Origin of the sequence: Pseudonocardia sp. KRD291 (genome assembly GCF_019263595.1) — a bacterium.
GTDB lineage: Bacteria > Actinomycetota > Actinomycetes > Mycobacteriales > Pseudonocardiaceae > Pseudonocardia.
The window spans coordinates 1-14,964 of the sequence record NZ_JADQDD010000154.1 but is presented as its reverse complement, the minus strand read 5'-3'; the positions used below and the strand labels follow the sequence as shown (position 1 = coordinate 14,964).

Genomic DNA, 14,964 nt, shown 5'->3' with positions numbered 1-14,964 from the left:
GGGGTCTGTGTCGGGCACCGATGTCCTCCTCGTTCGGCCTGCCGCGGTGTCGCGGCGGGCGCTCCGCCGACAGGCGGAGCCGTACGCACGCCGACCGGTTCGTGAAGACCGTCGGACCGGCGATTCAAGCAGGTCGGGCGCGTGTACGGAACCGTTGTGATCGTCCGGGGACCGCTGCGCGCCGTCAGCGGCGGGTGACCATCGGTGAACCGTCGTGGCGGTCGCGGCACCCGGGACGGCCACGCCCACCGCCGGGTGTGCCGGGCCGGGCGGCCGCGCGGGCCCTATCCTCGGCGCTCGTGCTCTCCGTGATCGCCGTCCTGCCCCAGCCCCCGCTGCTCGTGCCGGAGCTGACCGGCGGCGCCGCGGTGGAGACCGAGGCCCTGCGGGAGGCCTGCCGGGCCACCGCCGCCGACCTCGCCGCCGCGGCCCGGACGTGGATCGTGGTCGGGGCCGACTCCGGTGGCCGGCGCAGCGTCGAACCCGGTACCACCGGCACGTTCGCCGGGTACGGCCGCGACGTCCCGGTCGTGCTGCCCGGAGGCGAGGGCCGGATCGACGACGAGGGCCCCGGCCTGCCGCTGCCGCTGCTGATCGCCGGCTGGGCGGCCGCCGGGGCCGGGACCGACCTGCGGGTGCGCGGCGAGCTGGTCGGCCCGGACGCCGGCGTCGCGGACTGCCTCGCGCTCGGCGCGGAGCTCGCCGACGCCGCGGGTCGCGGCGCCGAGGACGTCGGGTTGCTGGTGGTGGGCGACGGAGCGGCGCGGCACTCCGAGCGTTCACCCGGCGGCTTCGACGGGCGTGCCGAGGCCTTCGACGGCGTCGTCGCCGCCGCGCTCGACGCCGCCGACCCGGAGCCGCTCGCCGCGCTGGACCCGGAACTGGCCCGCGAGCTGTGGGCGGCCGGGCGCGCACCGTGGCAGGTGCTCGCCGGGGCCGCGCGGGCCGCCGGCACCTGGTCCGGGACGCTGCGCCACACGTCGGCGCCCTACGGCGTGGCCTACCACGTGGCGCTGTGGAACCGGGAATGACCGCAGGGGCACCGGGAACGACCGCAGGGGCACCGGCAACGAGCGCAGGGGCACCGGCAACGAGCGCAGGGGCACCGGGAACGACCGCAGGGCCGCCACTGGTCGCCGTGGTCGGCCCGACGGCCACCGGCAAGTCCGATCTTGCCCTCGAGCTCGCGCTGCGCTGCGGCGGCGAGGTGGTCAACGCCGACGCCATGCAGCTCTACCGGGGCCTCGACGTCGGCACCGCGAAGCTCGCGCCGGACGCACGTCGCGGCGTGCGTCACCGCCAGCTCGACGTTCTCGAGGTCACCGAGACCGCGTCGGTGGCCGCCTACCAGCGCCACGCCCGCGCCGACGTCGAGGCGCTGCGCGCGTCCGGCCGCACGCCGGTCCTGGTCGGGGGCTCCGGGCTCTACGTCCAGGCCGTCGTCGACGAGCTGGAGTTCCCCGGCACCGACCCGGAGCTGCGCGCGCGGCTGGAGGCCGAGCTCGCCTCGGTCGGGTCGCAGGCACTGCACCGGCGGCTCGCGGAGCGGGACCCGGCGGCGGCCGCGGACGTCCTGGCGAGCAACGGGCGGCGGATCGTGCGCGCGCTGGAGGTGATCGCGCTGACCGGGCGGCCGTTCCGCGCGCGGATGCCGGCGGCGGCCGTACCCCGCTACGACGCCGTGCTGATCGGGGTGGACCGCGACACCGCGGTGCTCGACGAGCGGATCGCGGTGCGGGTGCAGGCGATGCTGGCCGCCGGGATGGTCGCCGAGACCCGGGAGCTGCTCGGCCGGGGGCTGCGCGGGGGCCGCACCGCGCCGCGGGCGCTGGGCTACCGCCAGGTGCTCGACGCGCTGGACGAGGCCGGGTCCGACGACGCCGACCTCACCCCGGAGGCGCTCGAGCGGGTCCGGGAGGAGACCGTGCGGGCCACCCGCCGGTTCGTCCGCAGGCAGCGCTCCTGGTTCCGCCGCGACACCCGGATCCACTGGCTCGACGGCGCCGCCCCGGACCTGCTCGAGCAGGCACTCGACGCGGTGCACGCCGTCGCCGGCCGCGGTGCCGGACGGTCGTAGGCTGGCGGGCATGAGCCCGTCCACCGCCGGCGTCGCGTTCAGCAAGGGCCACGGCACCCAGAACGACTTCGTCGTGCTGCCCGACCCGGACGCGTCCCTGGACCTGACCCCGGCCCGCGTCGCCGCCCTGTGCGACCGGCGCCGCGGCCTCGGCGCGGACGGCGTGCTGCGGGTCGTGCGCTGGGCGAAGCTCGCCGAGAGGAGCGCCGGCGCAACGAGCACCGGCACCGGCACTGCCGGGGTGCCGGACCCGGAGCCCGGTGCCGAGTGGTTCATGGACTACCGCAACGCCGACGGCTCGGCCGCCGAGATGTGCGGCAACGGCGTCCGGGTGTTCGCCCGCTACCTGTACGAACGCGGCTGGGGCGGCGAGGGGCCGCTGGGTACCCGGGCCGGGGTGCGCACGGTGACGATCGCCGGTTCCGGGGCGGACACGGTCGTCTCGGTCGGGATGGGGCCGGCCCGGATCGGCGCGGAGTCGACCGCGGTCGTCGACGGCGTCACCCACCCCGGCGTCGCGATCGACGTGGGCAACCCGCACCTGGCCTGCGTGGGCACGACCGACCCGGACACCCTGGACCTGACCCGCCCCCCGTCGCACGACTCGGGGTTGTTCCCGCACGGCGTGAACGTCGAGTTCGTGACACCGATCGCGACCGGCCCGGAGGGCGACGCCGTGCGGATGCGGGTGCACGAGCGCGGGGTGGGGGAGACCCGGTCGTGCGGCACCGGCACGGTCGCCGCCGTGGTCGCGGCGCTGCGCGCGGCCGGTCGCGACGCCGGTGACGTCGCGGTCGCGACCCCGGGCGGGGCGCTGCGGGTCACCGTCGAGCCCGGCGCGACGACGTTGCACGGACCGGCCGAGCTGATCGCCCACGGCGAGCTCGACCGCACCTGGTGGGACTCCCTGGGCCCGGTCCCGGACAGAGCCGGTGAAAGCAGGCGGACACGGCGGCCATGACGTGGGAGCATGGGGTCAACATGACTGAAGCCCCACTGAACGACCCGGCCCCGCGCGACCCCGCCGCGACCACCGTCGACGAGCCCGTCCGCGCGCCGCGTGCCCCTGCCTCACCCGCCCCCCGTGCGGGAGACCCGTCGTCCGGTGACATGGACCTCGAGGAACGTTCCTCGCTGCGTCGCGTCGTCGGCCTGTCGACCGAGCTCACCGACGTCACCGAGGTCGAGTACCGGCAGCTGCGCCTGGAGCGGGTCGTGCTGGTCGGCGTCTGGACCGAGGGCTCGTCGGAGCAGGCCAACGCCTCGATCGCGGAGCTCGCCCGGTTGGCCGAGACGGCCGGATCCGAGGTGCTCGACGGCCTGGTGCAACGCCGCAACAACCCCGACCCGTCGACGTTCATCGGCTCCGGCAAGGTCGAGGAGCTCGGCTCCGCGGTGCGTGCGGCCGGTGCGGACACCGTGATCTGCGACGGCGAGCTCTCGCCCGGCCAGCTGCGTCAACTGGAGGAGAAGCTCAAGGTCAAGGTGATCGACCGGACGGCGCTGATCCTCGACATCTTCGCCCAGCACGCCCGCTCCCGGGACGGCAAGGCGCAGGTCGAGCTGGCCCAGCTGTCCTACCTGCTGCCGCGGCTGCGCGGCTGGGGTGAGGCGCTGTCCCGGCAGGTCGGTGGCCGGGCCGCGAACGGCGTCGGGATCGGTGGCCGCGGCCCCGGTGAGACGAAGATCGAGCTGGACCGCCGCCGGATCCGGGCGCGCATGTCCAAGCTGCGCCGCGAGATCGGCGCGATGCGCCAGGTGCGCGACACCCAGCGTGGCAACCGCCGCCGCTACGAGGTGCCCTCGGTGGCCATCGTCGGCTACACCAACGCCGGCAAGTCCAGCCTGCTCAACGCGCTGACCGACGCCGGTGTGCTGGTCCACGACTCGCTGTTCGCGACCCTGGACCCGACCACCCGCAAGGCCGAGACGCCGGACGGTCGCCACTACACCCTCACCGACACCGTCGGGTTCGTGCGGCACCTGCCGCACCAGCTCGTCGAGGCGTTCCGCTCGACGCTGGAGGAGGCCGGGCAGGCCGACCTGCTGGTGCACGTCGTGGACGCCTCGGACCCCTTCCCGGACGACCAGATCTCGGCCGTGCGCCAGGTCCTGATCGAGATCGGGGAGGAGCAGGGCGGCACGATGCCGCGCGAGCTGCTCGTGGTGAACAAGACCGACGCCGCGGGCGACCTGGCGCTGGCCCGGCTGCGCGGGGCACTGGCCGGTGAGGCCGTGTTCGTCTCCGCCCGCCGCGGCGACGGGGTGGCCAAGCTGCGCGACCGGATCGCCGAGCTGCTGCCGCACCCGCAGTACGAGGTCGACCTGCTGCTGCCCTACACCGAGGGCGGCCTGGTCGCGCGGGTGCACGACGAGGGCGAGGTGCTGGCCGAGGAGCACACACCCGACGGCACCCGCCTGCGCGCCCGGGTCGGCCCGGAGCTGGGTACGGCGGTCTCCGCGTTCGTCACGGCCGGGACCCGGTCCGCGGCCGGGTCCGACGAGCCGCGGTCCTGAGCCGGCTCCTCCGCGGCGGCACGGCCCCGGCGCTGGTCGTCGGGGCGACGGTGTCCGTGCTGGCCCTGGCCGCACCGGCCCTGGCCGGGCCCGCTCCCGGAGGTCCGGTCCCGGCGCAGGCCCCCGGGCCGGGGTGCACGGTCGACGACGACCGGCTCGGTGAACTCTCCGGGCTGGTCGCCGACGGCGACCAGCGCTGGGGGATCGTCGACAGCGGCTCCCGGGCGGTGGCCTACCGCATCGACGCGCGGACCTGCGCCGTCACCGGCACCCGCGCCGCCCCGATCGACCCGGCCGACGTCGAGGACCTGGCGACCGGCCCGGACGGCGCGCTCTGGCTCGCCGACATCGGTGACAACGCCGGACGCCGGGACTCGGTCGCACTGGTGGTGCTTCCCCGCTCCGGGCCGCCGAGGCTGCACCGCCTCGTCTACCCGGACGGTCCGCGCGACGCCGAGGCGCTGGTCGTCGGGGACGACGGGGTCCCGGTGATCGTCACGAAGGCGTCCGGTGCGGCCGGGGTCTACCGGCCGTCCGGCCCGCTCGCCGAACCCGGACCGACGCCGCTGGTGCGGGCCGGGCAGGTGGTGCTGCCGGTGTCGTCGACGGCCGGTGGCCCGCTGGGCGGGATCGGCACGCGCACGATCACCGGCGCCGGGTTGAGCCCCGCACCCTCCGGTGCGTCGGCCGGCGACCGGCGGGTGCTCGCCCTGCGCACCTACACCGACGCCTGGCTGTTCCCGCTGCCGGCCGACGGCGTCCCGCCGGACGCGGACCGTCTGGTGGCCGCACTGGCCGGGGCACCGGTCGCGATCCCGCTGCCGGACGAACCGCAGGGGGAGGCGGTGGCGCTCACCGCCGACGGGACGCTGCTGTCCGGGTCCGAGGCCCGCGGCGGGCGCCCGGCCGCGATCCGGACGGTGCCCGGTGCGGCGGCCGCGGCCCTCGCCCCGGGCGCGGCGGCCCAGGTGCAGCCGGCCACACCGCCGCCGACCCGGACCTTCCCGCCGTGGCTGCCCGCCGTGCTGGGCGGTGCCGCGGTGGTCGTGCTGCTGCTGGGCGCCGGCGTCGCGATGACGCTGCACGGCCGGCGCCGGGCCCGCCGCTGACGGCGGGCCCGCACGGGGTCTACAGGCGTCGCAGCACCGCAACGACCCGGCCCAGGATCGTCGCGTCGTCCCCGGGGATCGGCTGGTAGGCGGCGTTCGCCGGCATCAGCCAGGCGTGCCCGTCCTTGCGGCGGAACGTCTTCACCGTGGCCTCGCCGTCGATCATCGCGGCGACCACCTCGCCCTGCTCGGCGACCGGCTGCTGGCGCACCACGACCCAGTCGCCGTCGGTGATCGCGGCCTCGACCATCGAGTCGCCCTTGACGTTGAGCAGGAACAACGTTCCCTCGCCGACGATCTCGCGGGGGAGCGGGAACACGCTCTCGACGGCCTGCTCGGCCAGGATCGGGCCGCCGGCGGCGATGTCGCCGAGCAGCGGCACGAACGCCGGGGACGGCCGTTCGGACCGCACCGCCGAGGGGTCGCCCTCGCCCTCGGAGCTCTCGCCGGTGTCGGGGCTGCGCACGTCGACCGCACGGGTGCGGTTCGGGTCGCGGCGCAGGAAGCCCTTCTTCTCCAGCGTCCGCAGCTGGTGGTGCACCGACGACGTCGACGTCAGGCCCACCGCGTCGCCGATCTCGCGCACGCTCGGCGGGTAGCCGAAGCGCTCCACCCAGTCCCGGATCACGGCCAGTACCTTGCGCTGGCGGGGGGTCAGGCCGCGCGTGTCCGCCACAGGTTCGGGGAACTCGCGCACCTTCCCGGACCTGGGTCCGGCGGTCGTGCCGGTTCCGGACTCGTCGGCTGCCATGCGATCTCGCCTCCTCAAGGATCGTCGTGGATTCGAACGCTAGTCGTCGTCGACACGATCGCCAAACACATGTTCGAACGACACGCCGGTATGTCGTGGATTTCTGTCGGTGGCCGGTGGTAGACACTCGCACGAGCGTTCGATCGAACATCAGTGCGATATGTCGACAGGATCCCGGCCACGTGGCCGGGCCCGGTGAGGGGCAGGGCCGTGATCTCGTACGAGCTGCAGGAGACCCGCGACGTGCCCGGCGACGGTCACAACACCGACGTCCCCGGTCGTGTGCCCGGTCGTATGCGCGGGGTGCACGGCGTGCGCGGGGTCGACGACGTCCGCGACATCCGCAGTGCCCGGTCCGTACGCGGCGGCACCGCGCGCAGGCCGGTCCCGGCCGGTCGCGGCCCCGCTGCACCTGTAGGCCCCGCAGCAACCGCAGGCTCCGCGCGGCCGACGGAGACCGCCCGGCGCCCCCGGCCGGCGGTCCGCGCCGCGGCGTTCTGTCCCGCCCCGGTCGCGCTCGCCCCGCGCACCGTGGTCTCGCCCGGGGTGTACCGCAGGCGCCGTCTCGTCGCCGGCATCGGCGTGGCGCTGGCTTCGGCGGCGGCGGTGTTCGGGCTCGGTCTGCTCGCCGACGCGTCGTCCGCGGCGAACGCTGTCCCGACGGCTCCGGTGACCGTTCTCCACGGTTTCTGAGAACGGGCCGGTCGGCCGTCGGCAGTTTTTGTCGGGGGTCGCTGTTACACCTCTCGCACGCGCGTTCGACCGGCCCGGTGGCCGCAACGGCCGCGACGGTGGAGCCGCGACGAGCAGTGCCGCGGACGCGATGGGTAGTACGGCGGAGGGGTCATGGACGAGCTCGACGTGACGGACCGGACGGCCACAGGGCCGTTCCGGCAGCGACACGGTGCCGATCGGCGCCGTCAGCGGGTCCGTGGCTCCGGGCGGCGCGCGGGTCGTACGCTCCGGCACGCGCCGCGGCCGGGGCTGTGGTGCGCGCCCGGGACGCCGCGTGCGCCGTACCCGCCCGAGCCCGTCCGTGCCGGGGTCCGGGCGGAGCGTGCTCCGCGCACCCGTGCCTGCCTGGTCCCCCCTCGCGCCGCCCGGGCGGGTGCGGCCCGCCGCACCGGGCGGTCGCGCACCGAGCGGTTCCTCGTCGGGGCAGCGACGGTGCTGTGCTCGGCCGTCGTGGTCGTCGTCCTGGGCCTGGTCGCCGACATCTCGGCCGGCCGTGCGGAGGTCCCGGCGCCCGTCGTGCCGGTCTCTGTCGTTCCGGCTTCCGTCGGGCCGGCTCCTGTCGTGGCGGAGCCTGTCGTACCGGCTCCCGGGTCGTCGGCTGCGGCGTCGGTGTCCGGTGGTGTGGCGCCGGCGGTCACGGACGCGGGGCGCTGACGGAGCCGGTCCCGTGCCGGCTCGGGTGACGCTCCGTCCGGCGCGTCACCCCGGCGTGTCCCCGATGCGTCCGGCGGGTGGACGGCCGCCGTCAGGAGCCGTGCCGGACGCCCACCCGCCGACGGCGCGCTGAGCTGGGCGGACGTCCGGCCGGGGGCGGCCCGAGCTGCGCAGGCCGTGGACCGCCGGTGTGCGAGGCTGCTCCGCACGATCGGGCGAAGTGATGCGAGGAACCGTGTCGGGGATGGCGTACCCCTACATGTAGGGGTTACATTGGTGTCGTTCTCCCACCAGTGGGGGAACATGATCGAGTATCCGGGAGGGGAGATCGCGCATGCGCTGCCCGTTCTGCCGCCACCCGGACTCGCGGGTGATCGACTCCCGGACCGCCGACGACGGGACCGCAACCCGCCGCCGCCGGTCGTGCGCCGCCTGCGCGAAACGGTTCACCACGGTCGAGGAGGCCGTGCTCGCCGTCGTCAAACGCAGTGGCGTGACCGAACCGTTCAGCCGGCAGAAGGTGGTCGGCGGCGTTCGGCGGGCGTGCCAGGGCCGGCCGGTCGACGAGGACGACCTGCAACAGCTGGCGCACAAGGTCGAGGAGTGCGTGCGGGCGGGTGGCGCGGCCGAGATCCCCAGCCACGAGGTGGGGCTGGCGATCCTCGGACCGCTGCGTGATCTCGACGAGGTCGCGTACCTGCGCTTCGCGAGCGTCTACCGCTCGTTCTCGTCGATCGATGACTTCGAGAAGGAGATCGCCGACCTGCGTTCGACGGCTGCCGGGGAAGCAGTCGACGGAGCGGGTGGCACCCCACCGGGCTGAGCCGGCCGGAGGGGCACGATGCCGGGCACGGGGACCCCGTGCGGCATCCGCGTCGCGCGTTCCCAGCGCGCGGCCGCGAGAACACGTCGGAAGCGGAAGAGGGACGTTCATGACCGAGACCGTCGGGGGCCCGACGGCGGCCGAGCAGGCCGCGACAGACCGCACCGCCACGAACGGGACGGAGGGAGCGGGCGAGGGCAGGTCCGCCCGCGCCGCCCGTTCCGGCAAGAACGGGGCCCGCCCCGCGGACAAGGGCCGCCGCGCCGGGCTGACCGTCGCGCGTGTGTTCACCACCGCCGGCAGTCACCCCTACGACGAGGTGGAGTGGGAGCGCCGCGACGTCGTCATGACGAACTGGCGCGACGGCACCGTCAACTTCGAGCAGCGCGGTGTGGAGTTCCCGAGCTCCTGGTCGGTGAACGCGACGAACATCGTCACCAGCAAGTACTTCCGCGGCGCCGTGGGCAGCGCGGCGCGCGAGTCGAGCCTGCGCGACCTGATCGACCGCGTCGTCGGGACCTACCGGCGGGCCGGCATCGAGAACGGCTACTTCGCCACCGACGCCGACGCCGAGGTCTTCGACCACGAGCTGACCTGGATGCTGCTGCACCAGGTGTTCAGCTTCAACTCCCCGGTCTGGTTCAACGTCGGCACGAGCTCCCCGCAGCAGGTCAGCGCCTGCTTCATCCTCTCGGTCGACGACACCATGGAGTCGATCCTGAACTGGTACCGCGAGGAGGGCCTGATCTTCAAGGGCGGCTCCGGTGCCGGCCTGAACCTCTCGCGCATCCGCTCGTCGAAGGAGCTCCTGTCCTCCGGCGGCACCGCGTCGGGTCCGGTCTCGTTCATGCGGGGCGCGGACGCCAGCGCGGGCACCATCAAGTCCGGCGGCGCGACGCGGCGGGCGGCGAAGATGGTCGTGCTCGACGTCGACCACCCCGACATCGAGGAGTTCGTCGAGACCAAGGCCAAGGAGGAGGCCAAGGTCCGGGTGCTGCGCGACGCCGGGTTCGACATGGACCTGGGCGGCTCGGACATCACGTCCGTGCAGTACCAGAACGCCAACAACTCGATCCGGGTGAACGACGAGTTCATGCGTGCCGTCGAGGAGGACGGCGACTTCGGCCTGCGCGGCCGGATGACCGGCGAGGTCATCGAGACCGTGAGCGCGAAGAAGCTGTTCCACGGGATCGCCGAGGCGGCCTGGAACTGCGCCGACCCGGGCATCCAGTACGACAGCACGATCAACGACTGGCACACCTGCCCGGAGTCCGGCCGGATCTCCGCGTCGAACCCGTGCTCGGAGTACATGCACCTGGACAACTCCAGCTGCAACCTAGCCTCGCTGAACCTGATGAAGTTCCTCGGCGACGACGACAAGTTCGACGCCGAGACGTTCGCCAAGGCCGTCGAGCTGATCATCACCGCGATGGACATCTCGATCTGCTTCGCCGACTTCCCGACCGAGCCGATCGCGGAGACCACACGGCAGTTCCGCCAGCTGGGCATCGGCTACGCGAACCTGGGCGCGCTGCTGATGGCCACCGGGCACGCCTACGACTCCGAGGGTGGCCGCGCCCTGGCCGGCTCGATCACGTCGCTGATGACCGGTGCCGCGTACAAGCGCTCGGCCGAGCTGGCCGGCATCGTCGGCACCTACGACGGTTACGCCCGCAACGCCGAGGCCCACCAGCGCGTCATGCGCAAGCACTCCGCGGCCAACGACGCGATCCGTGCCAACCCGGCCAGCACCACGATCCAGAAGCTGGCCACGCTCACCTGGAAGCAGTGTCTGGCGCTCGGCGAGACCAACGGCTGGCGCAACGCGCAGGCCTCGGTCCTCGCCCCGACCGGCACGATCGGCCTGATGATGGACTGCGACACGACCGGCATCGAGCCGGACCTGGCGCTGGTCAAGTTCAAGAAGCTGGTCGGCGGCGGCTCCATGCAGATCGTCAACCAGACGGTGCGCCGCGCCCTGGACCAGCTCGGCTACCAGCCCGAGCAGGCCGAGGCGATCGTCGAGTACGTCGCCGAGCACGGCCACGTCGTCGACGCGCCGGGGATGCGCCCGGAGCACTACGACGTGTTCGACTGCGCGATGGGCGAGCGCTCGATCGCGCCGATGGGGCACGTCCGGATGATGGCCGCGGCGCAGCCGTTCCTGTCCGGCGCGATCTCCAAGACGGTGAACATGCCCGAGCGGGCCACCGTCGAGGACGTGGAGCGGATCTACCTCGAGGGATGGCGCCTGGGCCTCAAGGCGCTGGCCATCTACCGCGACAACTGCAAGGTCGGCCAGCCGCTCTCGGCCGGCAAGGGCGGGAAGAAGACGGCCGAGCCGGAGACCGTCACGGTGGTCGAGCAGCGGCCGATACGACGGCGGCTGCCGAAGAAGCGTCCCAGCGAGACCGTGTCGTTCACCGTCGGTGGCGCCGAGGGATACCTGACCGCGGGCTCCTACCCGGACGACGGTCTGGGCGAGATCTTCGTCAAGCTCGGCAAGCAGGGCTCCACGCTGGCCGGCGTGATGGACGCGTTCTCGATGTCGATCTCGGTCGGACTGCAGTACGGCATCCCGCTGGAGTTCTACGTCTCGAAGTTCTCCAATTTGCGCTTCGAGCCGGCCGGCATGACCGACGACCCGGACGTCCGGATCGCGACGAGCGTGCTGGACTACCTGTTCCGCCGCCTCGCGCTGGACCACCTGCCCTACGACAAGCGGGTCCAGCTGGGCATCTTCTCCGCCGACGAGCGGACGGCCCAGGTCAACGAGAGCTACGGCACCGACGGTGACCTGGACATGGACGAGTTCCGCTCGTCGGTGCCGGCGTCCCCGGCGAAGTCCGAGGAGCCCGCCGGTGTCGACCCGGCCCCGGCCGAGGTCGGCAGCTCCACCGAGCTGCTCGAGCTGCGACTGGGCAAGGCCGCCGACGCCCCGCTGTGCATGACCTGCGGGACGAAGATGCGCCCCGCCGGGTCCTGCTACCTCTGCGAGGGCTGCGGCTCCACCAGCGGCTGCAGCTGACCCACGCCCGACGGGCCGGCACCGGAACCCCCGGTGCCGGCCCGTTCGCGTGTCCACGCCGCGCCCGCGCGGCACGAACAGAGCTCTCGTCCACTTCGGCAGCGCGAAAGGAGCTCTCGTCCAACGGGCGGGCCCTACTCAGGTGGCGGAGCGTTCTGCTCCGGCGTCGCCGGGGTCGGGGCCGGTGGCGGGGCTGCGCAGGAGTTGGCGCCACTGCTCGGGGCTCCAGCGGGCCGGTTCGGTCGAGCCCAGGAACTCCTCCAGCAGCCCGACGAAACGCGCCGGGTCGGTGTGGAACGGGAAGTGACCGGAGTCGTCGAAGATCTCCAGACGACTGCCCGGCATCGCCTCGTGCGCGCGCCGACCGTGCGCGACCGGGACGACCGCGTCGCGGGCACCCCACACCAGCAGGGTGGGCATGCCGCGGGTGAGGTAGCAGCGGTCGAGCATCGTCACGACCTGCCCGCGCCAGTCCACGACGGCCCGCAACGTCCGGATGAACGCCGACCGCGCCGTCGCGTCCGGCAGCGCGTCGACGATCCGCAGGAGGTCCGCGGCGTCCACGCCGAGGTCGGTGCCCAGCGACCGGAGCGCCTGCACGGCCAGGCCGGCCTGCCAGCGCGCGGTGGGTAGCTGCAGCGCCGCGAGCACGGTCTGCGCACCGGGAAGGCTGGCCGCACGCAGCACCGGCGCCACCTCCAGGCCGGCGCCGCCGCTGCCGACCAGCACGAGACGTTCGGTGCGGTCCGGGAACTGGTAGGCGAACTGCATCGCGACCCCGCCGCCGAGCGAGTGCCCGATCAGCGTCGCCCGGTGGATGCCCAGGACGCCGAGCAGGTCGCGGACCCCGTTGGCGTACGCGGCGACCGAGTAGTCGGCGCGCGGCTTGTCCGAGTGCCCGTGCCCGAGCAGGTCCGGGGCGATCACCAGGTGGTGGCGCGCCAGCGCGGGCAGGATCGGCTCCCACGTCGCGGAGCTGTCCCCGATCCCGTGGATCAGCACCACCGGCGCGCCGGACCCGGCGACGCGGAACGCCCGCCGGTAGCCGTGCACGGTGCGGAACCGCAGCTCCGAGTCGCGCGGCGGGACGACGCCGAGGCGGTCGCCCCCCGCCCGGGTCCGCAGATCGTGCCGGACGGCCACGCGCGCACCTCCTCGTCGACCCCGCCCGGCGTCCTGCGACCGGGCGTCCCGCGACGGTAGGCGAGCCCGGTTACCGCGGTGTTGCGGCGGACCGCTGCCTAGAGTCACCCGTGTGACGAGTCGTTTCCGCGTCGTTCCGGCCTCCTACGTCCTGCTGCTCCGAGATCCTGGCCGGCCCGAACCCGGCGGCGACACCGAGGTGCTGCTGCAGCTGCGGCGGGGCACCGGCTACCGGGACGGGCACTGGGCCGCGGCCGCCGCCGGGCACGTCGAGCTGGGGGAGTCCGCCGTCGCCGCGGCCGTCCGCGAGGCCGCCGAGGAGCTCGGCGTCACCATCGAGGCGACCGACCTCGTCCCGCTCACCGCCATGCACCGCACCCACGGCAACGGCGACCCGGTCGACGAGCGGGTCGACTTCTTCTTCACCTGCCGCCGCTGGGCCGGTGAGCCGCGCCGGATGGAGGCCACGAAGAGCGCCGAGATCGGCTGGTTCGCCCTGGACGCACTGCCCGACCCGGTCGTCCCGCACGAACGCGCCGTCCTCGAGGCACTGCGCACCGGCGGGCCGCCCGCCGTCACCACGCACGGCTTCGACACCCACGGCCCCGACACCCACGGCCCCGACACCCACGGTCCAGGTCAGGGGACGGCGGCTAACCTGGGGGAGTGAGTGACGTCGCGCCCGACCCGACGGTGCAGATCTGTGCCGGGGACCCCGAGGCCGGTCCGGTCCGGGAGGTCATCGACGCGACGACCGTGCGTCTCGGCGAGCACACCGACGTCCGGCGCCTGCTGCCCCGGCTGGGTAGGCGGATGGTCGGCGCCTGGTGCTTCGTCGACACCTACGGCCCGGACGACATCGCCGACGAGCCGGGGATGCAGGTCGCCCCGCACCCGCACACCGGCCTGCAGACGGTCAGCTGGCTCGTCGACGGCGAGGTGCACCACCGCGACTCGGTCGGCAGCGACCAGGTGGTGCGCGCCGGCGAGCTCGGGCTGATGACGGCCGGGTCCGGGATCGCGCACTCCGAGCAGTCCCCGGACCCGCACTCGCCGCTGCTGCAGGGCGCCCAGCTGTGGGTCGCGCTGCCGGAGGCGGAGCGCAACATCGCGCCGCGGTTCGAGCACCACACCGACCTGCCGGTCGTCACCGACCGCGGGCTGTCCGCGACGGTGCTGCTCGGCGAGTTCGCCGGGGCCGTCTCGCCGGGGCGCACGCACAGCCCGCTGGCCGGGGTGGACGTCTCGGTCGCCCGCGGCGCCGATGTGCTGCTGCCGCTGCAGCGGGACTGGGAGTACGCGGTGCTCACCGTGTCCGGGCACCCGGACGTCGCCGACGGCGAGCTCGACCCGGGGGCCCTGCTCTACCTGGGCTGCGGGCGCGACGAGGTGCGGCTGCGCGCGGGCAGCGACCACGACCGCCTGCTGCTGATCGGTGGGGCGCCGTTCGACGAGAAGATCGTCATGTTCTGGAACTTCATCGGCCGCAGCTCCCGCGAGATCGAGTCGTTCCGCGAGCAGTGGCAGGCCGAGATCGCCGGCGCGGCGTCCGGTTCCGCTGGTCCCGGTCCCGCCGGCCCACTCGCCGCGGCCGGCTCCGGAACGCCCCGGTTCGGCGCGGTGCCCGGCTACGAGGGCGACCCGCTGCCGTCCCCGGAGCTCCCCGCGGCCGGTCGTCTGCGGCCCCGCGGGCGGGTGGAGCGCCGGCGGTCCTGAGCACAGGGGGCTATCCCGGGTCGACCAGGCAGATCTCGACCGTCACCTCCGGTCGCTCGTCGAGCGGGTCCTCCGGGTTCCAGGCCCAGTGCAGGACCCACTCGACCTCGTAGTCGTCGCGCGGCCACCCCCGCGGCGCGTGGTTGACCCACTCGCCGGTGCGGGGGATGACGCTGAACCAGCGGAGCTGGCCCTTCTGCTGGCCGACCCGGACCAGGGCCGGCACGAGGCCGTCGTGTGCGTCGGGCATCCCGGCATGGTGCCAACCGACGGCGCCGCCCGCTGCCCCCATGACCGAAAAGACCCCGCGTCCGTTGGATGAGAGCTCCGCTCGTACAGCGGGGCTGGACGAGAGGCCCGTTCGTGCAGCGCGGGGTCCAGAGCAGCGCGCGCGGACTAGGGTTTGTGCGC

The 14,964-nt window shown here is 74.3% G+C and carries 13 protein-coding genes; 10 read left to right on the top strand and 3 right to left on the bottom strand.

Going from position 1 to position 14,964, the window contains the following annotated elements; genetic code table 11:
- Positions 1 to 299: 299 nt before the first annotated feature.
- From I4I78_RS20165 to I4I78_RS20145, 5 genes are all read left to right on the top strand, one after another.
- Complete coding sequence (locus tag I4I78_RS20165; RefSeq protein ID WP_218612982.1) at positions 300 to 1,031, top strand: hypothetical protein; 732 nt, start codon at positions 300 to 302, stop codon at positions 1,029 to 1,031.
- A gap of 98 nt (positions 1,032 to 1,129) precedes the next feature.
- Positions 1,130 to 2,077 carry a tRNA (adenosine(37)-N6)-dimethylallyltransferase MiaA gene (miaA, locus tag I4I78_RS20160; protein WP_226380071.1) on the top strand — a complete coding sequence of 316 codons (948 nt, stop codon included), beginning with the start codon at positions 1,130 to 1,132 and terminating at the stop codon, positions 2,075 to 2,077.
- A gap of 10 nt (positions 2,078 to 2,087) precedes the next feature.
- The gene (dapF, locus tag I4I78_RS20155; protein ID WP_218612980.1) at positions 2,088 to 3,038 is read left to right on the top strand and encodes a diaminopimelate epimerase; all 951 of its coding nucleotides are present in this window, start codon (positions 2,088 to 2,090) and stop codon (positions 3,036 to 3,038) included.
- 149 nt (positions 3,039 to 3,187) lie between these two features.
- Positions 3,188 to 4,594 (top strand): GTPase HflX, encoded by a 1,407-nt coding sequence (gene hflX, locus I4I78_RS20150; protein WP_226380070.1) that lies wholly within the window; start codon positions 3,188 to 3,190, stop codon positions 4,592 to 4,594.
- Between the two features lie 50 nt (positions 4,595 to 4,644).
- Positions 4,645 to 5,703, top strand: a complete 1,059-nt coding sequence (locus tag I4I78_RS20145; RefSeq protein ID WP_308252242.1) for a hypothetical protein — start codon at positions 4,645 to 4,647, stop codon at positions 5,701 to 5,703.
- Between the two features lie 19 nt (positions 5,704 to 5,722).
- Here the strand turns inward: I4I78_RS20145 and lexA are convergent, their stop codons facing one another.
- Entirely contained in the window at positions 5,723 to 6,454 is a 732-nt protein-coding gene (lexA, locus tag I4I78_RS20140; protein WP_218612977.1) for a transcriptional repressor LexA, read from the bottom strand.
- A gap of 210 nt (positions 6,455 to 6,664) precedes the next feature.
- Between lexA and I4I78_RS20135 the strand changes: the two genes are divergently transcribed.
- From I4I78_RS20135 to I4I78_RS20125, 3 genes are all read left to right on the top strand, one after another.
- Positions 6,665 to 7,147, top strand: coding sequence for a hypothetical protein (locus tag I4I78_RS20135; protein WP_218612976.1), 483 nt, complete (start codon positions 6,665 to 6,667; stop codon positions 7,145 to 7,147).
- A 1,030-nt stretch (positions 7,148 to 8,177) separates the two neighbouring features.
- The gene (gene nrdR, locus I4I78_RS20130) at positions 8,178 to 8,666 is read left to right on the top strand and encodes a transcriptional regulator NrdR (RefSeq protein ID WP_218612975.1); all 489 of its coding nucleotides are present in this window, start codon (positions 8,178 to 8,180) and stop codon (positions 8,664 to 8,666) included.
- A 109-nt stretch (positions 8,667 to 8,775) separates the two neighbouring features.
- A complete protein-coding gene (locus I4I78_RS20125; protein ID WP_226380065.1) occupies positions 8,776 to 11,694 on the top strand; it encodes a vitamin B12-dependent ribonucleotide reductase in 2,919 nt (972 codons plus the stop codon).
- A gap of 138 nt (positions 11,695 to 11,832) precedes the next feature.
- Here the strand turns inward: I4I78_RS20125 and I4I78_RS20120 are convergent, their stop codons facing one another.
- Positions 11,833 to 12,837 (bottom strand): alpha/beta fold hydrolase, encoded by a 1,005-nt coding sequence (locus I4I78_RS20120; protein WP_218612972.1) that lies wholly within the window; start codon positions 12,835 to 12,837, stop codon positions 11,833 to 11,835.
- A gap of 112 nt (positions 12,838 to 12,949) precedes the next feature.
- Here I4I78_RS20120 and I4I78_RS20115 point away from each other — a divergent pair, with 112 nt between their 5' ends.
- Both I4I78_RS20115 and I4I78_RS20110 read left to right on the top strand, forming a co-directional pair.
- Complete coding sequence (locus I4I78_RS20115) at positions 12,950 to 13,507, top strand: NUDIX domain-containing protein (RefSeq protein WP_218612971.1); 558 nt, start codon at positions 12,950 to 12,952, stop codon at positions 13,505 to 13,507.
- Positions 13,504 to 14,553 (top strand): pirin family protein, encoded by a 1,050-nt coding sequence (locus tag I4I78_RS20110; RefSeq protein ID WP_308252241.1) that lies wholly within the window; start codon positions 13,504 to 13,506, stop codon positions 14,551 to 14,553. Before I4I78_RS20115 ends, I4I78_RS20110 begins: the two co-directional genes overlap by 4 nt.
- Before the next feature lie 10 nt (positions 14,554 to 14,563).
- Here I4I78_RS20110 and I4I78_RS20105 read toward each other — a convergent pair whose 3' ends face one another.
- Complete coding sequence (locus tag I4I78_RS20105; protein WP_218612970.1) at positions 14,564 to 14,803, bottom strand: hypothetical protein; 240 nt, start codon at positions 14,801 to 14,803, stop codon at positions 14,564 to 14,566.
- Positions 14,804 to 14,964 lie beyond the last annotated feature (161 nt).

Bases quoted from the DNA above. Each gene is read 5' to 3' on its own strand.
- dapF (WP_218612980.1), top strand. From the start codon at position 2,088: ATGAGCCCGTCCACCGCCGGCGTCGCGTTCAGCAAGGGCCACGGCACC.
- hflX (WP_226380070.1), top strand. From the start codon at position 3,188: ATGGACCTCGAGGAACGTTCCTCGCTGCGTCGCGTCGTCGGCCTGTCG.
- lexA (WP_218612977.1), bottom strand. From the start codon at position 6,454: ATGGCAGCCGACGAGTCCGGAACCGGCACGACCGCCGGACCCAGGTCC.
- nrdR (WP_218612975.1), top strand. From the start codon at position 8,178: ATGCGCTGCCCGTTCTGCCGCCACCCGGACTCGCGGGTGATCGACTCC.
- I4I78_RS20125 (WP_226380065.1), top strand. From the start codon at position 8,776: ATGACCGAGACCGTCGGGGGCCCGACGGCGGCCGAGCAGGCCGCGACA.
- I4I78_RS20105 (WP_218612970.1), bottom strand. From the start codon at position 14,803: ATGCCCGACGCACACGACGGCCTCGTGCCGGCCCTGGTCCGGGTCGGC.